Raw genomic sequence first — 18,370 nt, forward strand, 5'->3', positions numbered from 1 at the left:
CAATTTATATGTTGTGCTATTTCATATTATAACCGATTAAAAACAATCTTATTACATAATTAATCTATATCTTCATTATTATTCTGCTATAATCTTCGGAATTTTATTTAAAGTAATAGCACTAAATTTACATGTTACCAGCGATAATTACATCAATATTAGATACTGATGCTTATAAGTTGCATATGCAGCAAGCTGTATTTCATCACTATCCAAATACAACAGTAGTTGCACAGTTTCGTTGCCGTAGTGATGATTTATTGGGGCAATATGTTGATGAAATAATACATCAAGTCAAATTAATGGAATCATTAGCGCTGTCTGATGATGAATTTAACTATTTATCAAATATTTCTTTTTTTAAATCTGACTATTTAAATTGGCTCAAAAAATGGCGTTTTAACAGTGATCTGCTCACTATCAAAAATAAAAATGGAGTGCTTTCTATTACAATTGAAGGTAAATGGTTAGATGTTATTTTATGGGAAGTGCCATTACTTGCTGTTATTAGTGAGATTGTTCATAAAGATCGTTCACCAAATATTGGCGTTCCAGAGGCACTAGCTAGGCTAAAAGATAAATTAGCATTGTTTAATGAAAAAACAGTTAATATGGATATGTCTGGTTTTAACTTAATGGATTTTGGTACACGTAGGCGTTATTCGTTTGCGGTGCAAGAAGCTGTTGTCAGTTATTTGAAAACGCACTTTAATCACTTCCATAGCACGAGCAATTATTTACTTGCCTATCGTTTAGGGCTCACCCCTGTTGGAACGCAAGCACACGAATGGTTTCAAGCCCATCAACGTTTAAGCACCAATCTTCAAAATTGCCAAAGAAATGCTCTTCAGGTTTGGTTAGATGAATATCCTAATAACTTGGGAGTAGCATTAACTGATTGTATTACAATGGATGCGTTTTTACGTGATTTTAATTTACACTTTGCCTCTCACTACCAAGGACTTCGTCATGATTCGGGTGATTCAATTGAATGGGGAGAAAAAGCGATTGCTCATTACAAACAGTTGGGCATAAATCCGCAAACGAAAATGTTAGTTTTTTCAGATAGTTTAAATTTTGATAAAGCGATTAATATCTACCAACATTTTAATCATCGCGTAAAATTATCTTTTGGTGTGGGTGGGTTTTTAGCTTGTGATATTCCATCAACAGAAACTAATACTAAATCATTGAATATTGTAATTAAATTAACGGAATGCAATAATCAATCTGTTGCGAAACTATCAGATAGCCCAGGTAAAACGATTTCCCAGGATTTAGATTTTATCGATGAGCTAAAACGAACTTTTAGTGTTAAAAATTGATAATAATTTACACTTAACCTATTGTTCATATTAGAAAATAAAAATTAGTAATAAGGATTTTATTATTCAAAAATTCTATTTTGCTATGGAATAACCATTTGAATATATCTGTATTACTTTAAATATTATTTAAACAATTAATTAATGTAGAGATGGATAATTAAAATGACTTCAATTGCTCCTATTGTTGATGTGTTACAAGGCAAAATTGCTGTTGGTAGCACAATTTCGGTTCAAGGTTGGGTAAGAACTCGGCGTGATTCTAAAGCAGGCATTTCATTTTTAGCCGTTTATGATGGTTCTTGCTTTGATCCTATTCAAGCAGTTATTGAAAATAATTTACCTAATTATGAACAAGAGATCTTACGTTTAACGGCTGGTTGTTCGGTTAAAGTGACCGGTAAAGTGGTGGAGTCCCCAGGTCAAGGTCAAAAATATGAATTACAAGCAACGCAAGTTCAAGTATATGGCTTTATTGATGATCCCGAAACTTACCCAATGGCAGCAAAGCGTCATTCGATTGAATATCTTCGTGAAGTGGCTCACTTGCGTGCAAGAACCAATATTGTTGGTGCGATAACGCGTGTACGCCATACGCTTGCGCAAGCTATTCATCAATTTTTTGATGAACGTGGTTTTTATTGGTTATCAACTCCTATTATTACCGCATCAGATACTGAAGGGGCGGGCGAAATGTTCCGCGTTTCGACACTTGATATGCTAAATCTGCCTAAATCTGATAATGGTAAAGTTGATTTTGATAAAGATTTCTTTGGTAAAGAAGCTTTTTTAACCGTTTCTGGACAATTAAACGCTGAAACTTATGCTTGTGCACTTTCTAAAGTTTATACTTTTGGTCCAACATTTAGAGCAGAGAACTCAAATACTACTCGCCATTTAGCTGAGTTTTGGATGATGGAGCCTGAAGTAGCATTCGCTGATCTAAATGATAATGCAAAGCTTGCTGAAGATATGTTGAAATATGTGTTTAAAGCTGTGCTAGAAAAACGAGCTGACGATATGCAATTTTTTGCACAGCATGTCGATAAAGAAGCAATCAATCGCCTTGAAAACTTTATTAATGCTGATTTTGCTCAAGTGGATTACACTGATGCTATTACCATTTTACAAAATTGTGATGTTAAATTTGAAAACCCAGTCAGCTGGGGAATTGATTTAGCTTCAGAACATGAGCGTTATTTAGCTGAACAACATTTTAAAGCACCAGTGGTAGTAAAAAACTATCCGAAAGATATTAAAGCTTTTTATATGCGTATGAATGATGACGGTAAAACGGTAGCGGCAATGGATGTTTTAGCGCCAGGAATTGGTGAAATCATTGGTGGATCTCAGCGTGAGGAACGTTTAGATATGTTGGATAAGCGCATGGAAGAATTGGGACTCAAAAAAGAAGATTATTGGTGGTATCGTGATTTACGTCGATACGGTACTGTGCCGCATTCTGGTTTTGGTTTAGGCTTTGAACGTTTAATTGTTTATGTTACAGGCGTACAAAACGTGCGCGATGTTATACCATTCCCAAGAACACCGAGGAATGCGAATTTTTGAACTTAATAGAAAATAAAAATAAATATACTTATTTATGATAAAAAAGCAAATTGATGTTTGGCTATTTTTTGGATGAAAAATAACCAAACAGAAGTGTTTTTCGTCTTAGACATCATATTTAATGAAAAGTTCGCTTGATTTTAAAATTTTTTTATACATAATTTACGCTACTGTAAAAAGTAAATAAAGATAATAGAAATATTATTTTAACTGAATAATTTTTGTACGAAATTAGATGCTAAACTTATAGGAAAAGTGTCTTATTTATAATAACCATGAGGTAAGAAATGAAACGTAATCTATTAGCAATCGCTATTCCAGCACTTCTAGCTGCTGCTGGAGCAAATGCTTCTATCGAAGTTTGGAACAAAGACGGTAATAAAGTTGATTTTTATGGTCGTGTAAAAGCAGCTAACCATATTACTGACCGTGGACACAAAGATGAAGGTGATCACACTTCAGCTCGTTTAGGTATGTCTGGTCAAACTCAAATCACTAACTGGCTATCAGGTTATGGTCGTTGGGAATACGAAGCGGAAGCGGGTAAAAAATCTGATAACGAAGTACGTTATGCATTTGCTGGTTTAAACTTTGGTGACTTTGGTTCATTTGATTATGGTCGTAATGACGGTGTGTTAAAAGCAATTACTGCTTATACAGACGTATTACCAGAATTTGGTGGTGATGCAGCTAACAACAACTGGAATGTACTTTCATCTCGTACTAAAGCTGTTGCTACTTATCGCAACAATAACTTCTTTGGTTTAAATGATGACGTTAGCTTTGCAGTTCAATATGCAGATAATGGCCACAACTCAAGTACTGTTGATTCTATCAAAGGTAAATCAAGAGAAGCATATGGTGCAAACATCCAATGGCGTATTTTTGATACTGGTTTAACTGCTGGTGCAGGTTATGCTCAATCAACAGTTAGCCAAACTCGCCACAATACTTGGGCTACTGGTCTTAAATATGATAACTACAACGTATATTTCGGTGCTAGCTACTTCCAAAGTAAAATTAAACAAGTTGGTTTTGAAGATGAAGACGGTGATGCATACTCTTCTGATCTTAAAATCAGAGGTATTGAGTTAGTTGCTCAATATGGTATTGATTTAGAAATTGGTCGTTTAACTCCATCATTAGCATATGTTCAACATAAAGCTAAATACAATGAGTCTCATGGTGAATGGTTATATCGCAATGGTTCAATTACTTCACCATTAGCTAAATATGTTTCTGTTGGTGCAACATATGACCTAAACAAAAACTTCAGCGCTATCGTTGAATATCAATTCAATTTACTTGATCGTAAAGATATTGGTGCAGCAGATAACACAGCTCATCAACGTGACCGTCATTTAAATAAACCTGGTACAAAAGATACCTTAGCTCTTGGTTTAATCTACCAATTCTAATTTCTTAGTATCTCAAAAAAGGCACTTTTGTGCCTTTTTTCTCGCCTTTTAAAGCTATTCCTACCTAAAAACACATTTTATGTTTAAAAGAAATTTATTTCTGGAACTAGAATAAAAACGAATTTCGCAGAAATTATCTAACTAATATTGTTTATTAGCAATGTGAGCAATAAAAATCCAATATCTAAATAGTAGATATCACAATAATAATGTAATTGTTAATCACGTTAGCAATTATTTATTAACCGAGAGCAAAGTAATTTGCATCTTTAATAATAAATACCTATGAGGGTAACAAAATGAAACGTAATCTATTAGCAATCGCTATTCCTGCACTTTTAATTGCGGGCACAGCAGGCGCATCTATTGAAGTGTGGAACAAAGATGGTAATAAAGTTGACTTTTATGGTCGAGTTTATGCTTTAAATTATATTACTGATCGTAACAATCAAACTGGCGAAGGCGATAAAACTACGGCACGTTTGGGTATGTCAGGTCAAACTCAAGTTACTGACTGGTTATCTGGTTATGGACGTTGGGAATATGAAACTGCCACTGGTAAAAATTCAGATAATGAAACTCGTTATGCATTTGCTGGTTTAAACTTTGGTGACTTTGGTTCATTTGATTATGGACGAAACGATGGTATATTAAAGACATTAACTTCTTACACTGACGTATTACCAGAATTTGGTGGTGATGCTTCTGATAATGATCTTTACGCATTAACTGCTCGAACTAAAGCTGTAGCAACTTACCGTAACTCAGATTTCTTTGGTTTAGTAAATGGCCTACGTTTTGCTGTACAATATGCGGACAATGGTGATAATAGCTCTACTCGCCACTTCAATACTTTTGAAAGCCACAACGGTCATGATAGTGCTGAAGCATGGGGATCAGTAATTGATTGGGATATGTTTGATACTGGTTTAACTATAGGTGCAGGTTATGCACAAACAGGTGGACATAAAGATGCTAAATCATGGTCTGCAGGTATCAAATATGACAATAATAATGTTTATTTAGCAGCCTTATACATTCAAGGTAAACAAAAATACGGTTGGAACAATGCCTCAAGTACACGTAATGCTGATGATTTAAAAACTAAAGGTTTTGAAGTTGTAGCACAATACGGTATTGACTTTGACATTGGTCGTTTAACACCATCTGTTGCTTATATCCAACATAGAGTTGAAGATGCATCAAGTTTAGCGAGAAGTGGTGACGTGGGACTTAAAGGTGATGATTTAACTAAATATGTTGATATTGGTGTAACTTACGATTTTAACAAAAATCTAAAAGCGCTTGTTGATTACAAAATCAATTTGTTAGATAAAGATGATATTGGCGCTCGTCGCAGTTTATATGGTAGTGACTATAGTGACAGTCATTCAATTGTCAAAGCAAACACTAAAGATACTGTTGCGCTTGGTTTAATTTATCAATTCTAATTAATTGTAATTGTATATCTTCAAAAAGGCACTTCGGTGCCTTTTTTATTGCTACTAATCTTAACAAATATGTCTTGCACTTTAATAGATACTCTGTTAAAAACGTCATAGACAATCATAGAGTAGGATAACCACAATGCTTTATAGCACACGAAAATTAAAGGCTAAAAAAAATATTGCATTAGTTGCGCATGACCATTTAAAAGATTCTTTATTAACTTGGTGTAAGAAAAATTGTGAAGAGCTTTCACATCATCATTTGTGTGGTACTGGAACGACCGGCACGTTAATTAAAAAAGAGACTGGCTTAAATATTACTCCAATGCTCAGTGGTCCAATGGGGGGAGATCAGCAAATTGGTGCATTAATTGCTGAAGGTAAAATTGATATTCTAATATTTTTCTGGGATCCACTTAATGCTGTACCACATGATCCAGATGTTAAAGCATTATTGCGGTTATCCACAGTTTGGAACATTCCTGTTGCCACAAATCAAGCTACAGCTAATGCATTAATTCAGTCTTCCATTTTTACTCAAGAGGTTGAAATCGAAATACCAGATTATCAAGCCTATCTAGCTGGAAGGATTAAATAAATGTCCATCCCAAATCAGCAAAATAACTAAATAAATATAATTGATAATTTATTTATTTTTTTGAATATATTATTTTTCAATTCGCCTTGTTAACAAGGTTGGATAGAGTGCATTGTTTACTCTGCTCTAAGAGGATTTATTGATCATACCTGTACGGATTATCTTTATGATATATGTATATAAATTATTTTTCAGCATTTGCCATGGATAATATTAATAATTAGGTTAGCCATATTAAGGCTATTTACAATATTAATTTAAGTTAAACCACCAAACCAAGAATTAAAATGCGGAAGATTGATTAACTTCACCATTTTTAAACAAAATTGCTTCATTGGTATTGAGTTTATGCCAAGTCTCATTGGAAGTTAAAGGTAATGTCGAAATAATTGTTACAACATCGTTTGGTGTAGTGTGCTTTTGAAAATCAATTTCCACGTTTTCATCGAGTAGTTTTGCTTTGCCAAAAGGTGCTTTACGAGTTATCCAGTGCAAATTGGTAGTGCAGTAAGCAAATACATATTGCCCGTCAGAAAGCAGCATATTAAATACACCAAACTGACTTAATTTATCGGCACATTGTTTAATAAAATTAAACAACAGCAAATCATTGTTAGGTTTATGGGAATATCTTTGTTGTAATTGATTAATCAAATAACAAAAAGCATATTCACTATCAGTTTCACCTACGGGTTGAAAAAGCCCAGTATCTAAATTTTGATAGTCAGCCAATTGCCCATTGTGAGCAAAAGTCCAGTTTTTCCCCCATAATTCACGAGTAAATGGGTGAGTATTTTCCAGCGCAACACCGCCTCGGTTAGCTTGTCGAATATGTGCAATCACTGCTTTAGACTTTATAGGATATTGTTGAACCATTTTTGCAATTGATGAAAAACTGCAAGGTTCTGGATCTTTGAATGTCCGGCAACCTTTGCCTTCATAAAAAGTAATACCCCAGCCATCTTTATGAGGACCTTTCTCCCCACCACGTTTAATTAGGCTGGTAAAGCTAAAACAGATATCGGTTGGCACATTAGCGCTCATACCCAATAATTCACACATTTCACTTGGCCATCTCTTTTTCAATAAGCATAATTAGAATATGAATCACTTTAATGTGAACTTCTTGTATGCGATCAGCGTAACCTAGATGTGGAACACGAATATCGACATCGGCAAGCCCATTCATCTTACCACCATCTTTACCTGTAAGTGTAATAATTTTCATGTCTTTTTGTTTTGCAGACTCAATGGCTTTTAATACATTAGCTGAATTTCCTGAAGTTGAAATACCTAAAAGTACATCCCCTTTTTTACCAACACCTTCAACATAGCGAGAAAAAATATAATCAAACCCAAAATCATTACTCACACAAGAAATATGGCTTACATCAGATATTGCAATCGCGGGATAAGCTGGACGATTATCACGAAAACGACCAGTTAGCTCTTCAGCGAAATGCATGGCATCACAGTGAGATCCTCCATTGCCACATGAAAGAACCTTACCTCCATGTTTAAATGAGTCAGCAATTAGCACTGCAGCTTTTTGAATATTTAAAAGATTATTGTTATCAGAAACAAAATTAGTCAATACATCAATTGCTTGATTTAACTCATTACGAATATTGTCAATGTACATCAATATTACTCCATCAATAATTTAATCTATACACCATTGTAATTCGTTAAAAACAGCTTGCAAGAGATAATCGAAAAATAACTTATTTTATATAAATGTATTAGTTTTTTCCATATATAAAAATTAAAAAAATTTGGACATGGAAAGTCTGTGATTAAAATTTAGGCTTTATATTATTATTTCTAAAATATTTAAACTATCTAAATACAACATTTTCAATTGTTAAATTTATTGTATCTACTTTTAAAAAATTAAAAGGATAGATCTCGGTTGCAACGCTATTTGCTAATAGGATAAGCCTTTAATTTGTGATACAATTTAAGAATAATTTTTTCACCGAAAGTAATAATGAAATTGCATTTAAAATCAATGAATAAGGAATAAATATGCAAACAATTGAAGGAAAAGTTTCTGCACCAAAAGCTAAAGTTGCCATAATAGTGGCTCGTTTTAATCATTTCATAAACGAAAACCTTGTTAATGGTGCAATTGACGCATTAACGCGTATTGGGCAAGTAGAAAATAAAAATATTACGGTTATTTGGGTACCTGGTGCTTATGAAATCCCACTTACAGCTAAAGTTGCTGCTCAATCTAAAAAATATGATGCTATTGTGGCATTAGGAACAGTGATTCGTGGTAGTACAGCACATTTTGATTTTGTAGCTGGTGAATCAAGTTCAGGATTACTAAGCGCAAGTTTAGATTACACCATTCCAGTCGGATTTGGTATTTTAACTACTGAAAGTATTGAACAAGCTATTGAACGTGCAGGCACAAAAGCGGGTAATAAAGGCTCAGAAGCAGCATTAACTGCACTTGAAATGCTAAACATTATTAAAGCAATTAAGGAGTAATTTAGTGGCATTAGTCAATCCTCGTCGTAGAGCAAGAGAGTGTGCAGTACAAGCAATTTATTCTTGGCAAATTTCCAGAAATGATCTTGCTGATGTTGAGGCAAGTTTTCTTGCTGAACAAGATATGAAAGGAGTTGATGCTAAGTATTTTCGAGAACTATTAAATGGCGTTGTTAAAAATAGAACTGATTTAGATGAAAAGATGGCGCCTTTCCTTACAGAACGTACCGTTGAAGAACTTGGTCAAGTTGAATTAGCCGTATTGCGAATTGCACTTTACGAATTACTTAAACGCCAAGATGTTCCTTATAAAGTTGTGATTAACGAAGCTATTGAATTAACCAAAACATTCGGTGCGGCAGATAGTCATAAATTTGTTAATGGCGTATTAGATAAATTAGCGCCAACCATACGTACACGGTAACCGATTAAATGTGAGATTAATATGAACGACAATAACGAACAAAAAAAACCAACCGTTTTTTATACTAAAAAAAGCGAAACAAAAAAATATTCTCGTTCAACAAAAGAGAAAAAAACAAATTGGAATAAAAAATTTAAAGATGATTCATTTCAGTCTAATACTCAACTAGAACGAAATGATCGTATTGAAACTTTTAGACCTAGAGCTGGAAAATCTGGTTTTGTAAGACAAAATATTGTTGTTGAAATTAATCGCACTCAATCACGATCATTAATTGACAATAATTCCCCATGGCAAAAAAAAGTGCGTGACAACGAACAAACGCCAACCTTTGGCTATGACGGGTATCGTCAGCGTAAAGAAGAAACATTGGTTTATAGCGAAAACAGTTGTAAAGCCGTTTTCAAACATCGACGCTCAGCCATTGTTAAATTGTTTATTATTCAAGAAATGACCTATCAGTTTAAGGATCTAATAAACTGGCTAGTTAAACAACGTTTAGGCTATGACATTGTATCTAATGAACAAATTTCTAAAATAACCCAGACACAACATCATGGTGGAGTTTGTTTAATTGTTAAAAAACGTGCTTCGCTTACATTATTGGATTATTTAGAAAGTAATAGTGATAAAGATGACGATTGTGTTTTAGCGATTGATGATATTAATAATCCTCATAATCTAGGAGGATTAATACGAAGTGCTGCATTTTACAATGTTAATGGTGTCATATTACGTCAAACAAACCTGCTCGAAAGTGGGGCAGCTATGCGAGTAGCAGAAGGAGGCATTGAGGCAATTAAATCAATCAAAAGCGATGATTTTGTTGCTTCACTTGATATGCTTAAACGACATGGTTATCAAATTGTTGCACTATTGCCTTGTCAGTTAAAATCAATAGCATCAAGTGAATTACATCAAATTACATTTAATAAAAAGATAGCTATTGTAATTTTTCAGCAAATTAACATGAAGCTAATAAATAATGCTGATGTAGTTATACATCTAAAAGGTAACGAAAATATGCCTGCACTTAATATATCTGTTGCAACAGGGATTTTATTATCTACATTACCAAAGTGATCCTACCCTTAAAAAATTCTATTTTTATTTTGACCACCGCAGACTGAGGTGGTCAAAAATATCTCGCTTCGATTATAAATATGTCAAATAGCATCAATTGGTTAGAAAATGCATTTTAATTCTGTACATTGTTACACAATTTTTAAATGTGTTGGTAAGTATCATGGTTTCAAAAAATAAAGTTGGTTTAATTTTTGGTAAGTTTTATCCTTTACACAGTGGGCATATTTACTTGATTGAAAAAGCAATAAATCAGGTCGAAGAGCTTCATATCTTTCTTGGTTGTGAAGAATCACGAGATAAACAGCTTTTTGATAAAAGCCATTTACCAAAACAACCACAAGTCAGTGATCGGTTCTCATGGTTAAAAAAAACCTTTAAAGATCGCCACAATATCCATATCCATATATTAGATGAAGCAGGTATTGAATATTACCCAAATGGCTGGAAAGATTGGAGTGATCGCGTCAACCGAATTCTTGATGAGTATAAAATCAAACCAAACGTTATTTTTACCAGCGAACCTCAAGATGTTAAAAATCATGAAGTTTATTTTAATTGTCCAGCTGTAATTATTGATGCGGATCGAAAGTTCATGAATATCAGTGCAACACAAATCCGTAAACACCCTTACAAAAATTGGTCTTTTATTGCGCAAGCAGCAAAACCTTTTTTTGTTAAAAAAGTTGCCATTATTGGTCAAAATAGGTTTTGTGGCTTACCAATTCAACTGGCTAATATTTATAATACTGAATATGTTTCCAATGGCTATATTAATTATATTGAGCGAGAAATTTCCACGCAACATAATAGACGTTATTTAAATGAAACTGACTATATTAAAATTGCTATGTTACATGTCGAACGAATTAACAATGCTGAATTGACTGCAAATAAATTACTTTTTACTTCAATCGATTTTGACACACTAGCTCGATACTACAGCCAAATTTTTCAAAAAGAGCATGAAGTGTTAAAAGCCCTAACAGAGAGTTATCATTTTGATTTAGTTATTTATGAAAAGGATTTAGATCCTAAACAGTCAGCATTAGAACATTTTGAAACTGTTACCAAAATGGTTGATACATTACTGATTTAGTTCATCACATTTATAATGGCTTATGCTAAAATAGGCTAAATCTTTGTGATAGGTAAATTTTATGTCTCAATCTTCTGACAAACAAGATAATACAAATCAAGAAAAAATTGATTTTGGCTATACGCAAGTCCCAAAACAAGAAAAAGTAAAACGTGTTGCTGAAGTATTTCACTCCGTTGCCGATAAATATGATGTTATGAATGATCTCATGTCATTTGGTATCCATCGAATTTGGAAAAAAGTGACTATTGAATACAGTAGTGTACGTAAAGGGCAAAAAGTTTTAGATCTGGCTGGTGGAACAGGTGACTTAACGGCAAAATTCTCGCAGCTGGTTGGTGATGATGGATTAGTTGTGTTAGCTGATATTAATGAATCGATGTTAAAAGTAGGGCGAGATAAACTTCGAGACAAAGGCTTATTTAAAAATATTGAATATGTACAAGCTAACGCCGAGGAATTACCTTTTGTGGATAACTATTTCGATTGTATTACAATCTCATTTGGCTTACGGAATGTCACTGACAAAGAAAAAGCATTACGATCCATGTGGCGAGTATTAAAGCCTGGCGGTCGTTTATTAATCCTTGAATTTTCCAAACCACAATATCAAATTTTAAATAAAGCTTATGACTTATATTCATTTACCATGTTACCATTAATGGGCAAAATTGTGGCAAATGACTCTGAAAGTTATCGCTATTTAGCTGAATCCATTCGTATGCATCCTGATCAAAATACATTGAAAAAAATGATGGAAGAAGCCGGATTTGCTAATGTGAAATACCACAATATGACAGGTGGAATTGTAGCGTTACATACTGGATTTAAATTTTGATGCGATGAGACATAATGACATTTTTTCGATTATATAAAATATTAACACTATTTCGTGCTTATCAACTAAACGAACTGTTACCAAATCATCGTTCATCTAAATGGTTACGCTTTTTATTGCTATGTTTATTTTGGGTTAAACCTAAAGCAAAAGAGCAAGCCATTGGCGAACGTCTACGCCAAGCGCTACAAGAGCTAGGACCTGTCTGGATTAAGTTTGGGCAAATGATCTCAACTCGGCGTGATGTTTTACCGACAGATATAGCAAATGCCTTAGCAAAATTACAAGATCAAGTTGATCCTTTTGACGGTAAAAGAGCTCAACAAATGATTGAAGAAGCACTTGGACAACCAATTGACTATTATTTTGCAGATTTTGATCAAAAGCCCTTAGCATCAGCATCCATTGCACAGGTACACACAGCGATCTTAAAACGTAGTCAAGCTGAGGTAGTTATTAAAGTACTACGGCCTGATATTTTGCCTATTATTCAAGCTGATATTCGTTTAATGTATTTTGCTGCCAAACAATTTACAAAGCGAATAAAATCAGGCGAAAAATTGCATACAGTTGAAATTGTGCATGATTATGAAATGACACTACTAAAAGAGTTAGACTTACTGCAAGAAGCTTATAATACGGATAAGTTACGTGCTAATTTTATTAATAGCGATATTTTATATATTCCTTATGTCTATCAAGATTTTTGCCGGAAGAATATCCTTGTTGAAGAACGTATAAAAGGCGTTCCCATTGCAGATATCGAGCAACTCAGACAAAATAACGTCAATATGAAGCTACTTGCTGAACGTGGTGTACAAGCTTTTTTTACACAAGTATTTCGTGATAACTTTTTTCATGCAGATATGCATCCTGGTAATATCTTTGTGGATATCACTGATCCAAACAACCCGCGTTATATTGGTATAGATTGCGCTATTGTGGGTAAGCTAACTGAAGATGATCAACATTATCTGGCGGAAAACTTTCTAGCATTTTTTAATCGAGATTATCGAAAAATAGCAGAAACTTACATTACATCCGGTTGGGTGTCTGACTCTACTGATCCTATCGCCTTTGAAATGGCTATGCGTAATGTTTGTGAGCCAGCTTTTGCAAAACCACTAGCTGAAATCTCATTCTCTCAGATATTGCTTCAATTATTTAAAGTTGCCAGAAAATTTGAAATGGAAATTCAACCACAATTAATTTTACTACAAAAAACCTTATTTTATATTGAAGGATTAGGTCGCCAGCTCTATCCAGAGCTTGATTTATGGCAAACAGCTAAACCCTTTTTAGAAAAATGGTATGAAGAAAAATATAGTGTAAAAAAAATATTGCAACAAGCTTGGGATTCACTACCACAATGGCGTACAGTTATTCCTGAGCTGCCAGCAAAAATAAACGATTACCAACGAATAACAAAACAGATGAACAATCAATTAAAACTTATCAATGAAAAATTACAACAAAGTAAAAAGCATGAACGTAATTTATATGGTTTATTGGCGTTAATATTAACTTTATGTATAACAGTGCTTATTGTCCGTTAAATGAGCTATTTGGGAATCTTATAATTTAAGTGTATAATTGGAAAATTACCCCACGTTGGAGATATTATCATGATGCCAAGCTTACCCCAACTACTCATATTAATTGCCGTTATTGTATTGTTATTTGGAACGAAAAAATTACGCTCATTAGGATCGGATCTTGGGGCGTCAATCAAAGGTTTTAAAAAAGCAATGAGTGATGACGATGACAAAAAAGAAAGTGATTCTATGCAAAAGATCGACAAGATAGATTCATCAAATGATGATAATGGCACTAAAAAAGAGTAGCCTGTGTTTGATATCAGTTTTGGTCAATTACTATTAGTATTAATTATAGGACTGGTTGTATTAGGACCAGAACGTTTACCTATTGCCATAAAGACAGTTGCTGGTTGGATAAAAGTACTACGCCGTATGTCAGCAACTGTACAACTAGAGTTAAATAAAGAGCTCAAATTGCAAGAATTGCAAGACAGCCTAAAAAAAGCGGAACTAAGTGGTTTAAAAACGCTAACCCCAGAAATTCAAGAATCAATTGATGATTTAAAACGTGTGACAGAATCACTACAAAAAGAGATCGATTCAGCAACGCAAATAGATACTCACACTCATTTAGATAAAGATAAATAATGACAGACGACGCAACTCAACCTCTAATTGGACATCTTGTTGAACTTAGAACACGACTATTACGCTGTATTATCTGTATTTTACTGGTATTAGTTTGCTTACTTTATTTTTCAAATGATATTTATCGCATTGTTGCCAATCCACTTATTAGCCAATTACCGCAAGGCAGCAGTATGATAGCAACGGACATTGCCGCACCGTTTTTTACACCCATTAAATTGACTGTTGTAGCGGCAATATTTATCTCGATTCCTTACGTACTGTATCAAGTTTGGGGGTTTATCGCACCAGCCCTTTATCAACACGAAAAACGTTTAGTAATGCCACTGATTATATCGAGTACTATTTTGTTTTACATTGGTATTGCTTTTGCTTATTTTGTCGTATTTCCACTGGCTTTTTACTTTTTTATTCACACAGCACCTATTGATGTAGCAATTAATACTGATATCACCAAATATCTTGATTTTGTCATGACACTTTTTATTGTATTTGGATTTGCTTTCGAAGTGCCAGTTGCCATTATATTACTTTGTTGGACAGGCATAACAACGCCTAAAAGCTTACGCAAAAAACGCCCATATATTATTGTTGGGGTATTTGCTATAGCTATGTTTGTCACACCACCAGACGTATTTTCACAAATCTTATTAGCGGTACCTATCTGTTTACTGTTTGAAGTTGGCACTTTTTTTGCCCGTTTTTATCAGCCACGAAAAAACGACAATACAGAAGATGACGACAGTTATGAATCTGATAAAGATAGTTAACAGATAAAAGATGAATTAACTGAATAATTAAGGATAACAAGTCATAATGAACACATCATTACCTGATTTTAACCATGCTAATGTATTAGTTGTAGGCGATATTATGTTAGATCGCTATTGGCATGGAGGAACCAACCGTATATCGCCTGAAGCACCAGTACCTGTTGTCAAAATTGATTCGTTAGAAGAAAGACCAGGTGGTGCTGCGAATGTCGCAATGAATATCACTTCGCTTTGTGGTAATGTGCGTTTAATTGGGTTAACTGGTATTGATGAACCGGCTAAAATTCTTAATGAACAATTAAGTAAACACCATGTTCAATGTGATTTTGTCTCTGTCTCAACGCATCCTACCATTACTAAATTACGCGTATTATCCCGTAATCAACAATTAATTCGTATTGATTTTGAAGAAGGATTTGGCAATGTTGATGCAAGCCCAATTCTTGAGCGCATTCAAACAGCGCTGGCAACCCATAAAGTATTAGTACTTTCGGATTATGCCAAAGGAGCACTATCTGCGGTTCAATCAATGATTAAACTTGCTAATCAATCCAATATACCAATCTTAGTTGATCCAAAAGGAACCGATTTTGAACGTTATCGTGGGGCAACCTTATTAACACCTAATATGTCAGAATTCGAAGCCGTGGTTGGGCATTGTCAAACTGAAGAAGAAATTGTTGAAAAAGGTTACCAACTCATCAAGCAATATGATTTAAAAGCCCTATTAGTGACACGTAGCGAAAAAGGCATGACCTTATTACAGTTAGGTAAACCAATTTATCATTTACCTACTCAAGCAAAAGAAGTATTTGATGTAACAGGTGCTGGTGATACTGTAATTGCTACATTAGCCGCAGCTTTAGCAGCTGGTCTCTCTTTAGAAGAGAGCTGTTTTTTAGCCAATGCTGCAGCTGGTGTCGTTGTTGGAAAACTAGGAACTTCAACCGTTTCTCAAGTAGAACTTAGCAATGCTATTCGTGCACGAGTTGATGACGGTTTTGGCGTAATGACAGAAGAAGAGCTAAAAGAAGAGGTAAAAAAAGCACGCATGCGTGGCGAAAAAATTGTCATGACTAATGGGTGTTTTGACATATTGCATGCGGGGCATGTTTCTTACCTTGCTAATGCTAGAAAACTTGGTGACCGCTTAATTGTTGCAGTTAATAGTGATGCTTCGGTTAAACAATTGAAAGGGGCATCAAGACCAATTAACCCACTAATGCAACGTATGATCGTCTTAGGTGCACTAAATTCAGTGGACTGGGTTGTACCGTTTGAAGAAGAAACCCCACAACGGCTTATTGCTAATATCTTACCCGATGTCTTAGTTAAAGGTGGTGATTATAAACCAGAAGATATAGCAGGAGGGAAAGAAGTTATCGCTGCTGGTGGAAGCGTTAAAGTACTTAATTTTGAAGATGGTTGCTCAACGACTAATATTATTAATGCGATCAAAAACCGCTAAAACTTAACTAACTTAATCTAATCGGCTTCTTAGCTAAGTAGCCGATTTTTTCAATATCATACTAATTAGCTTCTTATGTTTTTCTTTGTGTTAATTGATAAAGATAGACATAAGCATAAACAAAGTATTCACTCAACTTAACCTAATAATAAAATGAATTTTTATAGATTATTAAGATAATTGATAGTTGATATCTATTATAAAATTTTAAAATTAATGCTTTTTTTATGCATTACTTTGTGTAAAGCTAGTGCACAGTTTAGGGAAAAGATGACAGAGGATATTTAATGACTAAACATTATGATTATATTGCTATTGGCGGCGGTAGCGGAGGGATAGCATCAGTTAATCGAGCGGCGTCTTATGGGAAAAAGTGTGCCATTATTGAAGCAAAATTATTAGGTGGAACCTGTGTTAATGTTGGTTGTGTGCCCAAAAAAGTCATGTGGTATGGTGCTCAAATTGCAGAAGCGATTAAACATTATGGTCCCGATTACGGTTTTGATACCACTATTAATCAATTCAATTGGGATAAATTAATTGCTAGCCGAACTGCTTATATTGATCGCATTCATCAATCTTACGATCGGGTACTTACTAATAACAAAGTTGACGTCATTCAAGGGTATGCAAAATTTGTTGATTCTCACACCGTTGAGGTAAATGGCGAACACTATAGTGCTAATCATATTCTAATTGCTGTTGGAGGAAAACCAAGCATTCCCAATATTCCAGGTGCGCAATATGGCATTACTTCAGATGGCTTTTTTGCTCTAAAAGCCTTACCAAAACGTGTGGCAGTTGTTGGTGCAGGTTATATTGCTTGCGAAATAGCAAGCGTATTACACGCCTTGGGCGCGCAAACTCATCAATTTGTTCGCAATGCTACACCACTACGATCTTTTGATCCGCTTATTGTTGAAACCTTAATGGAAGTTATTGCTACTGAAGGGCAACAACTACATACTTTTGCGATTCCAAAATCGGTAATTAAAAATAGTGATGGTTCACTAACATTAAATCTTGAAAATGGCGAAAGCTACACAGTTGATTGTTTAATTTGGGCGATTGGACGTGATCCAGCAACAAATGACATGAATTTACAGGCAGCGGGAATTGAGGTTGATAATAAAGGTTTTATCATCGTCGACAAATACCAAAACACCAATGTTCCGGGCATCTATTCTGTCGGTGATGATACAGGCGCTATAGCGCTAACACCTGTTGCGGTTGCTGCAGGACGTCGCTTATCAGAAAGATTATTTAACAATAAACCTAATGAGCATCTAGATTACAGTAATATTCCGACCGTCGTATTTACTCATCCTGCAATTGGAACAGTAGGATTGACTGAACCAGAAGCAATACAGCAGTATGGAGAAGAAAACGTAAAAGTGTATAAATCAACATTTACAGCAATGTACACCGCAGTCACACAGCATCGACAACCTTGTCGAATGAAATTAGTATGCGTGGGGAAAGATGAAAAAATTGTTGGTATTCATGGCATTGGTTACGGAATGGACGAAATGTTACAAGGCTTTGCTGTCGCACTTAAAATGGGTGCAACGAAAAAAGACTTTGATAATACGGTAGCGATTCACCCAACCGCTGCGGAAGAATTTGTTACCATGCGTTAAAA

The 18,370-nt window shown here is 34.5% G+C and carries 18 protein-coding genes; 16 read left to right on the plus strand and 2 right to left on the minus strand.

The features are described from left to right. Positions 1–131 precede the first annotated feature (131 nt). The 5 genes from pncB (at position 132) to A9G36_RS04210 (ending at position 6,358) form a co-directional block, all read left to right on the plus strand. Positions 132–1,325: a nicotinate phosphoribosyltransferase gene (gene pncB, locus A9G36_RS04190; RefSeq protein ID WP_065585433.1), complete on the plus strand. Its 1,194-nt coding sequence runs from the start codon at positions 132–134 to the stop codon at positions 1,323–1,325. Positions 1,326–1,490: 165 nt separating this feature from the next. Then, positions 1,491–2,894 (plus strand): asparagine--tRNA ligase, encoded by a 1,404-nt coding sequence (gene asnS, locus A9G36_RS04195; RefSeq protein ID WP_034944214.1) that lies wholly within the window; start codon positions 1,491–1,493, stop codon positions 2,892–2,894. A 287-nt stretch (positions 2,895–3,181) separates the two neighbouring features. Beyond that, complete coding sequence (locus A9G36_RS04200) at positions 3,182–4,312, plus strand: porin (protein ID WP_065585434.1); 1,131 nt, start codon at positions 3,182–3,184, stop codon at positions 4,310–4,312. A 299-nt stretch (positions 4,313–4,611) separates the two neighbouring features. After that, on the plus strand, positions 4,612–5,763 hold the full coding sequence (locus A9G36_RS04205) for a porin (RefSeq protein WP_034944194.1): 1,152 nt from the start codon (positions 4,612–4,614) through the stop codon (positions 5,761–5,763). Positions 5,764–5,899: 136 nt separating this feature from the next. After that, positions 5,900–6,358, plus strand: coding sequence for a methylglyoxal synthase (locus A9G36_RS04210; protein WP_034944191.1), 459 nt, complete (start codon positions 5,900–5,902; stop codon positions 6,356–6,358). Between the two features lie 282 nt (positions 6,359–6,640). Here A9G36_RS04210 and A9G36_RS04215 read toward each other — a convergent pair whose 3' ends face one another. Together A9G36_RS04215 and lpcA are read right to left on the minus strand one after the other, a co-directional pair. Beyond that, the gene (locus tag A9G36_RS04215; RefSeq protein ID WP_065568628.1) at positions 6,641–7,420 is read right to left on the minus strand and encodes a class II glutamine amidotransferase; all 780 of its coding nucleotides are present in this window, start codon (positions 7,418–7,420) and stop codon (positions 6,641–6,643) included. Position 7,421: 1 nt separating this feature from the next. Next, positions 7,422–8,000, minus strand: a complete 579-nt coding sequence (gene lpcA, locus A9G36_RS04220) for a D-sedoheptulose 7-phosphate isomerase (protein ID WP_065585435.1) — start codon at positions 7,998–8,000, stop codon at positions 7,422–7,424. Between the two features lie 386 nt (positions 8,001–8,386). Here lpcA and ribH point away from each other — a divergent pair, with 386 nt between their 5' ends. The 11 genes from ribH (at position 8,387) to gorA (ending at position 18,368) form a co-directional block, all read left to right on the plus strand. After that, positions 8,387–8,857, plus strand: a complete 471-nt coding sequence (gene ribH, locus A9G36_RS04225) for a 6,7-dimethyl-8-ribityllumazine synthase (protein WP_034944187.1) — start codon at positions 8,387–8,389, stop codon at positions 8,855–8,857. A 4-nt stretch (positions 8,858–8,861) separates the two neighbouring features. After that, on the plus strand, positions 8,862–9,281 hold the full coding sequence (gene nusB, locus A9G36_RS04230; RefSeq protein WP_034944186.1) for a transcription antitermination factor NusB: 420 nt from the start codon (positions 8,862–8,864) through the stop codon (positions 9,279–9,281). 21 nt (positions 9,282–9,302) lie between these two features. Next, positions 9,303–10,364: a TrmH family RNA methyltransferase gene (locus A9G36_RS04235; RefSeq protein WP_065568629.1), complete on the plus strand. Its 1,062-nt coding sequence runs from the start codon at positions 9,303–9,305 to the stop codon at positions 10,362–10,364. A 163-nt stretch (positions 10,365–10,527) separates the two neighbouring features. Further along, on the plus strand, positions 10,528–11,463 hold the full coding sequence (nadR, locus tag A9G36_RS04240; RefSeq protein WP_065568630.1) for a multifunctional transcriptional regulator/nicotinamide-nucleotide adenylyltransferase/ribosylnicotinamide kinase NadR: 936 nt from the start codon (positions 10,528–10,530) through the stop codon (positions 11,461–11,463). A 61-nt stretch (positions 11,464–11,524) separates the two neighbouring features. Continuing rightward, complete coding sequence (gene ubiE / locus A9G36_RS04245; protein WP_034944185.1) at positions 11,525–12,301, plus strand: bifunctional demethylmenaquinone methyltransferase/2-methoxy-6-polyprenyl-1,4-benzoquinol methylase UbiE; 777 nt, start codon at positions 11,525–11,527, stop codon at positions 12,299–12,301. Between the two features lie 14 nt (positions 12,302–12,315). Beyond that, on the plus strand, positions 12,316–13,857 hold the full coding sequence (ubiB, locus tag A9G36_RS04250) for a ubiquinone biosynthesis regulatory protein kinase UbiB (RefSeq protein WP_065585436.1): 1,542 nt from the start codon (positions 12,316–12,318) through the stop codon (positions 13,855–13,857). Positions 13,858–13,926: 69 nt separating this feature from the next. Next, positions 13,927–14,145: a twin-arginine translocase TatA/TatE family subunit gene (gene tatA, locus A9G36_RS04255; protein WP_034944183.1), complete on the plus strand. Its 219-nt coding sequence runs from the start codon at positions 13,927–13,929 to the stop codon at positions 14,143–14,145. A gap of 3 nt (positions 14,146–14,148) precedes the next feature. Beyond that, positions 14,149–14,487: a Sec-independent protein translocase protein TatB gene (tatB, locus tag A9G36_RS04260; protein ID WP_051825061.1), complete on the plus strand. Its 339-nt coding sequence runs from the start codon at positions 14,149–14,151 to the stop codon at positions 14,485–14,487. Next, complete coding sequence (gene tatC / locus A9G36_RS04265) at positions 14,487–15,257, plus strand: twin-arginine translocase subunit TatC (protein ID WP_034944181.1); 771 nt, start codon at positions 14,487–14,489, stop codon at positions 15,255–15,257. The genes tatB and tatC overlap by 1 nt, the downstream gene beginning before the upstream one ends. A 46-nt stretch (positions 15,258–15,303) precedes the next feature. Continuing rightward, a complete protein-coding gene (gene hldE, locus A9G36_RS04270; RefSeq protein WP_065568632.1) occupies positions 15,304–16,728 on the plus strand; it encodes a bifunctional D-glycero-beta-D-manno-heptose-7-phosphate kinase/D-glycero-beta-D-manno-heptose 1-phosphate adenylyltransferase HldE in 1,425 nt (474 codons plus the stop codon). 287 nt (positions 16,729–17,015) lie between these two features. Beyond that, positions 17,016–18,368 carry a glutathione-disulfide reductase gene (gorA, locus tag A9G36_RS04275; protein ID WP_034944174.1) on the plus strand — a complete coding sequence of 451 codons (1,353 nt, stop codon included), beginning with the start codon at positions 17,016–17,018 and terminating at the stop codon, positions 18,366–18,368. The last annotated feature ends 2 nt before the right edge of the window (positions 18,369–18,370 follow it).

This window comes from Gilliamella sp. Choc6-1 (assembly GCF_001690385.1).
Lineage (GTDB): Bacteria > Pseudomonadota > Gammaproteobacteria > Enterobacterales > Orbaceae > Gilliamella > Gilliamella apicola_A.

Bases quoted from the DNA above. Each gene is read 5' to 3' on its own strand.
- pncB (WP_065585433.1), top strand. From the start codon at position 132: ATGTTACCAGCGATAATTACATCAATATTAGATACTGATGCTTATAAG.
- asnS (WP_034944214.1), top strand. From the start codon at position 1,491: ATGACTTCAATTGCTCCTATTGTTGATGTGTTACAAGGCAAAATTGCT.
- A9G36_RS04200 (WP_065585434.1), top strand. From the start codon at position 3,182: ATGAAACGTAATCTATTAGCAATCGCTATTCCAGCACTTCTAGCTGCT.
- A9G36_RS04205 (WP_034944194.1), top strand. From the start codon at position 4,612: ATGAAACGTAATCTATTAGCAATCGCTATTCCTGCACTTTTAATTGCG.
- A9G36_RS04210 (WP_034944191.1), top strand. From the start codon at position 5,900: ATGCTTTATAGCACACGAAAATTAAAGGCTAAAAAAAATATTGCATTA.
- A9G36_RS04215 (WP_065568628.1), bottom strand. From the start codon at position 7,420: ATGTGTGAATTATTGGGTATGAGCGCTAATGTGCCAACCGATATCTGT.
- lpcA (WP_065585435.1), bottom strand. From the start codon at position 8,000: ATGTACATTGACAATATTCGTAATGAGTTAAATCAAGCAATTGATGTA.
- ribH (WP_034944187.1), top strand. From the start codon at position 8,387: ATGCAAACAATTGAAGGAAAAGTTTCTGCACCAAAAGCTAAAGTTGCC.
- A9G36_RS04235 (WP_065568629.1), top strand. From the start codon at position 9,303: ATGAACGACAATAACGAACAAAAAAAACCAACCGTTTTTTATACTAAA.
- nadR (WP_065568630.1), top strand. From the start codon at position 10,528: ATGGTTTCAAAAAATAAAGTTGGTTTAATTTTTGGTAAGTTTTATCCT.
- ubiE (WP_034944185.1), top strand. From the start codon at position 11,525: ATGTCTCAATCTTCTGACAAACAAGATAATACAAATCAAGAAAAAATT.
- ubiB (WP_065585436.1), top strand. From the start codon at position 12,316: ATGACATTTTTTCGATTATATAAAATATTAACACTATTTCGTGCTTAT.
- tatA (WP_034944183.1), top strand. From the start codon at position 13,927: ATGATGCCAAGCTTACCCCAACTACTCATATTAATTGCCGTTATTGTA.
- tatC (WP_034944181.1), top strand. From the start codon at position 14,487: ATGACAGACGACGCAACTCAACCTCTAATTGGACATCTTGTTGAACTT.
- hldE (WP_065568632.1), top strand. From the start codon at position 15,304: ATGAACACATCATTACCTGATTTTAACCATGCTAATGTATTAGTTGTA.
- gorA (WP_034944174.1), top strand. From the start codon at position 17,016: ATGACTAAACATTATGATTATATTGCTATTGGCGGCGGTAGCGGAGGG.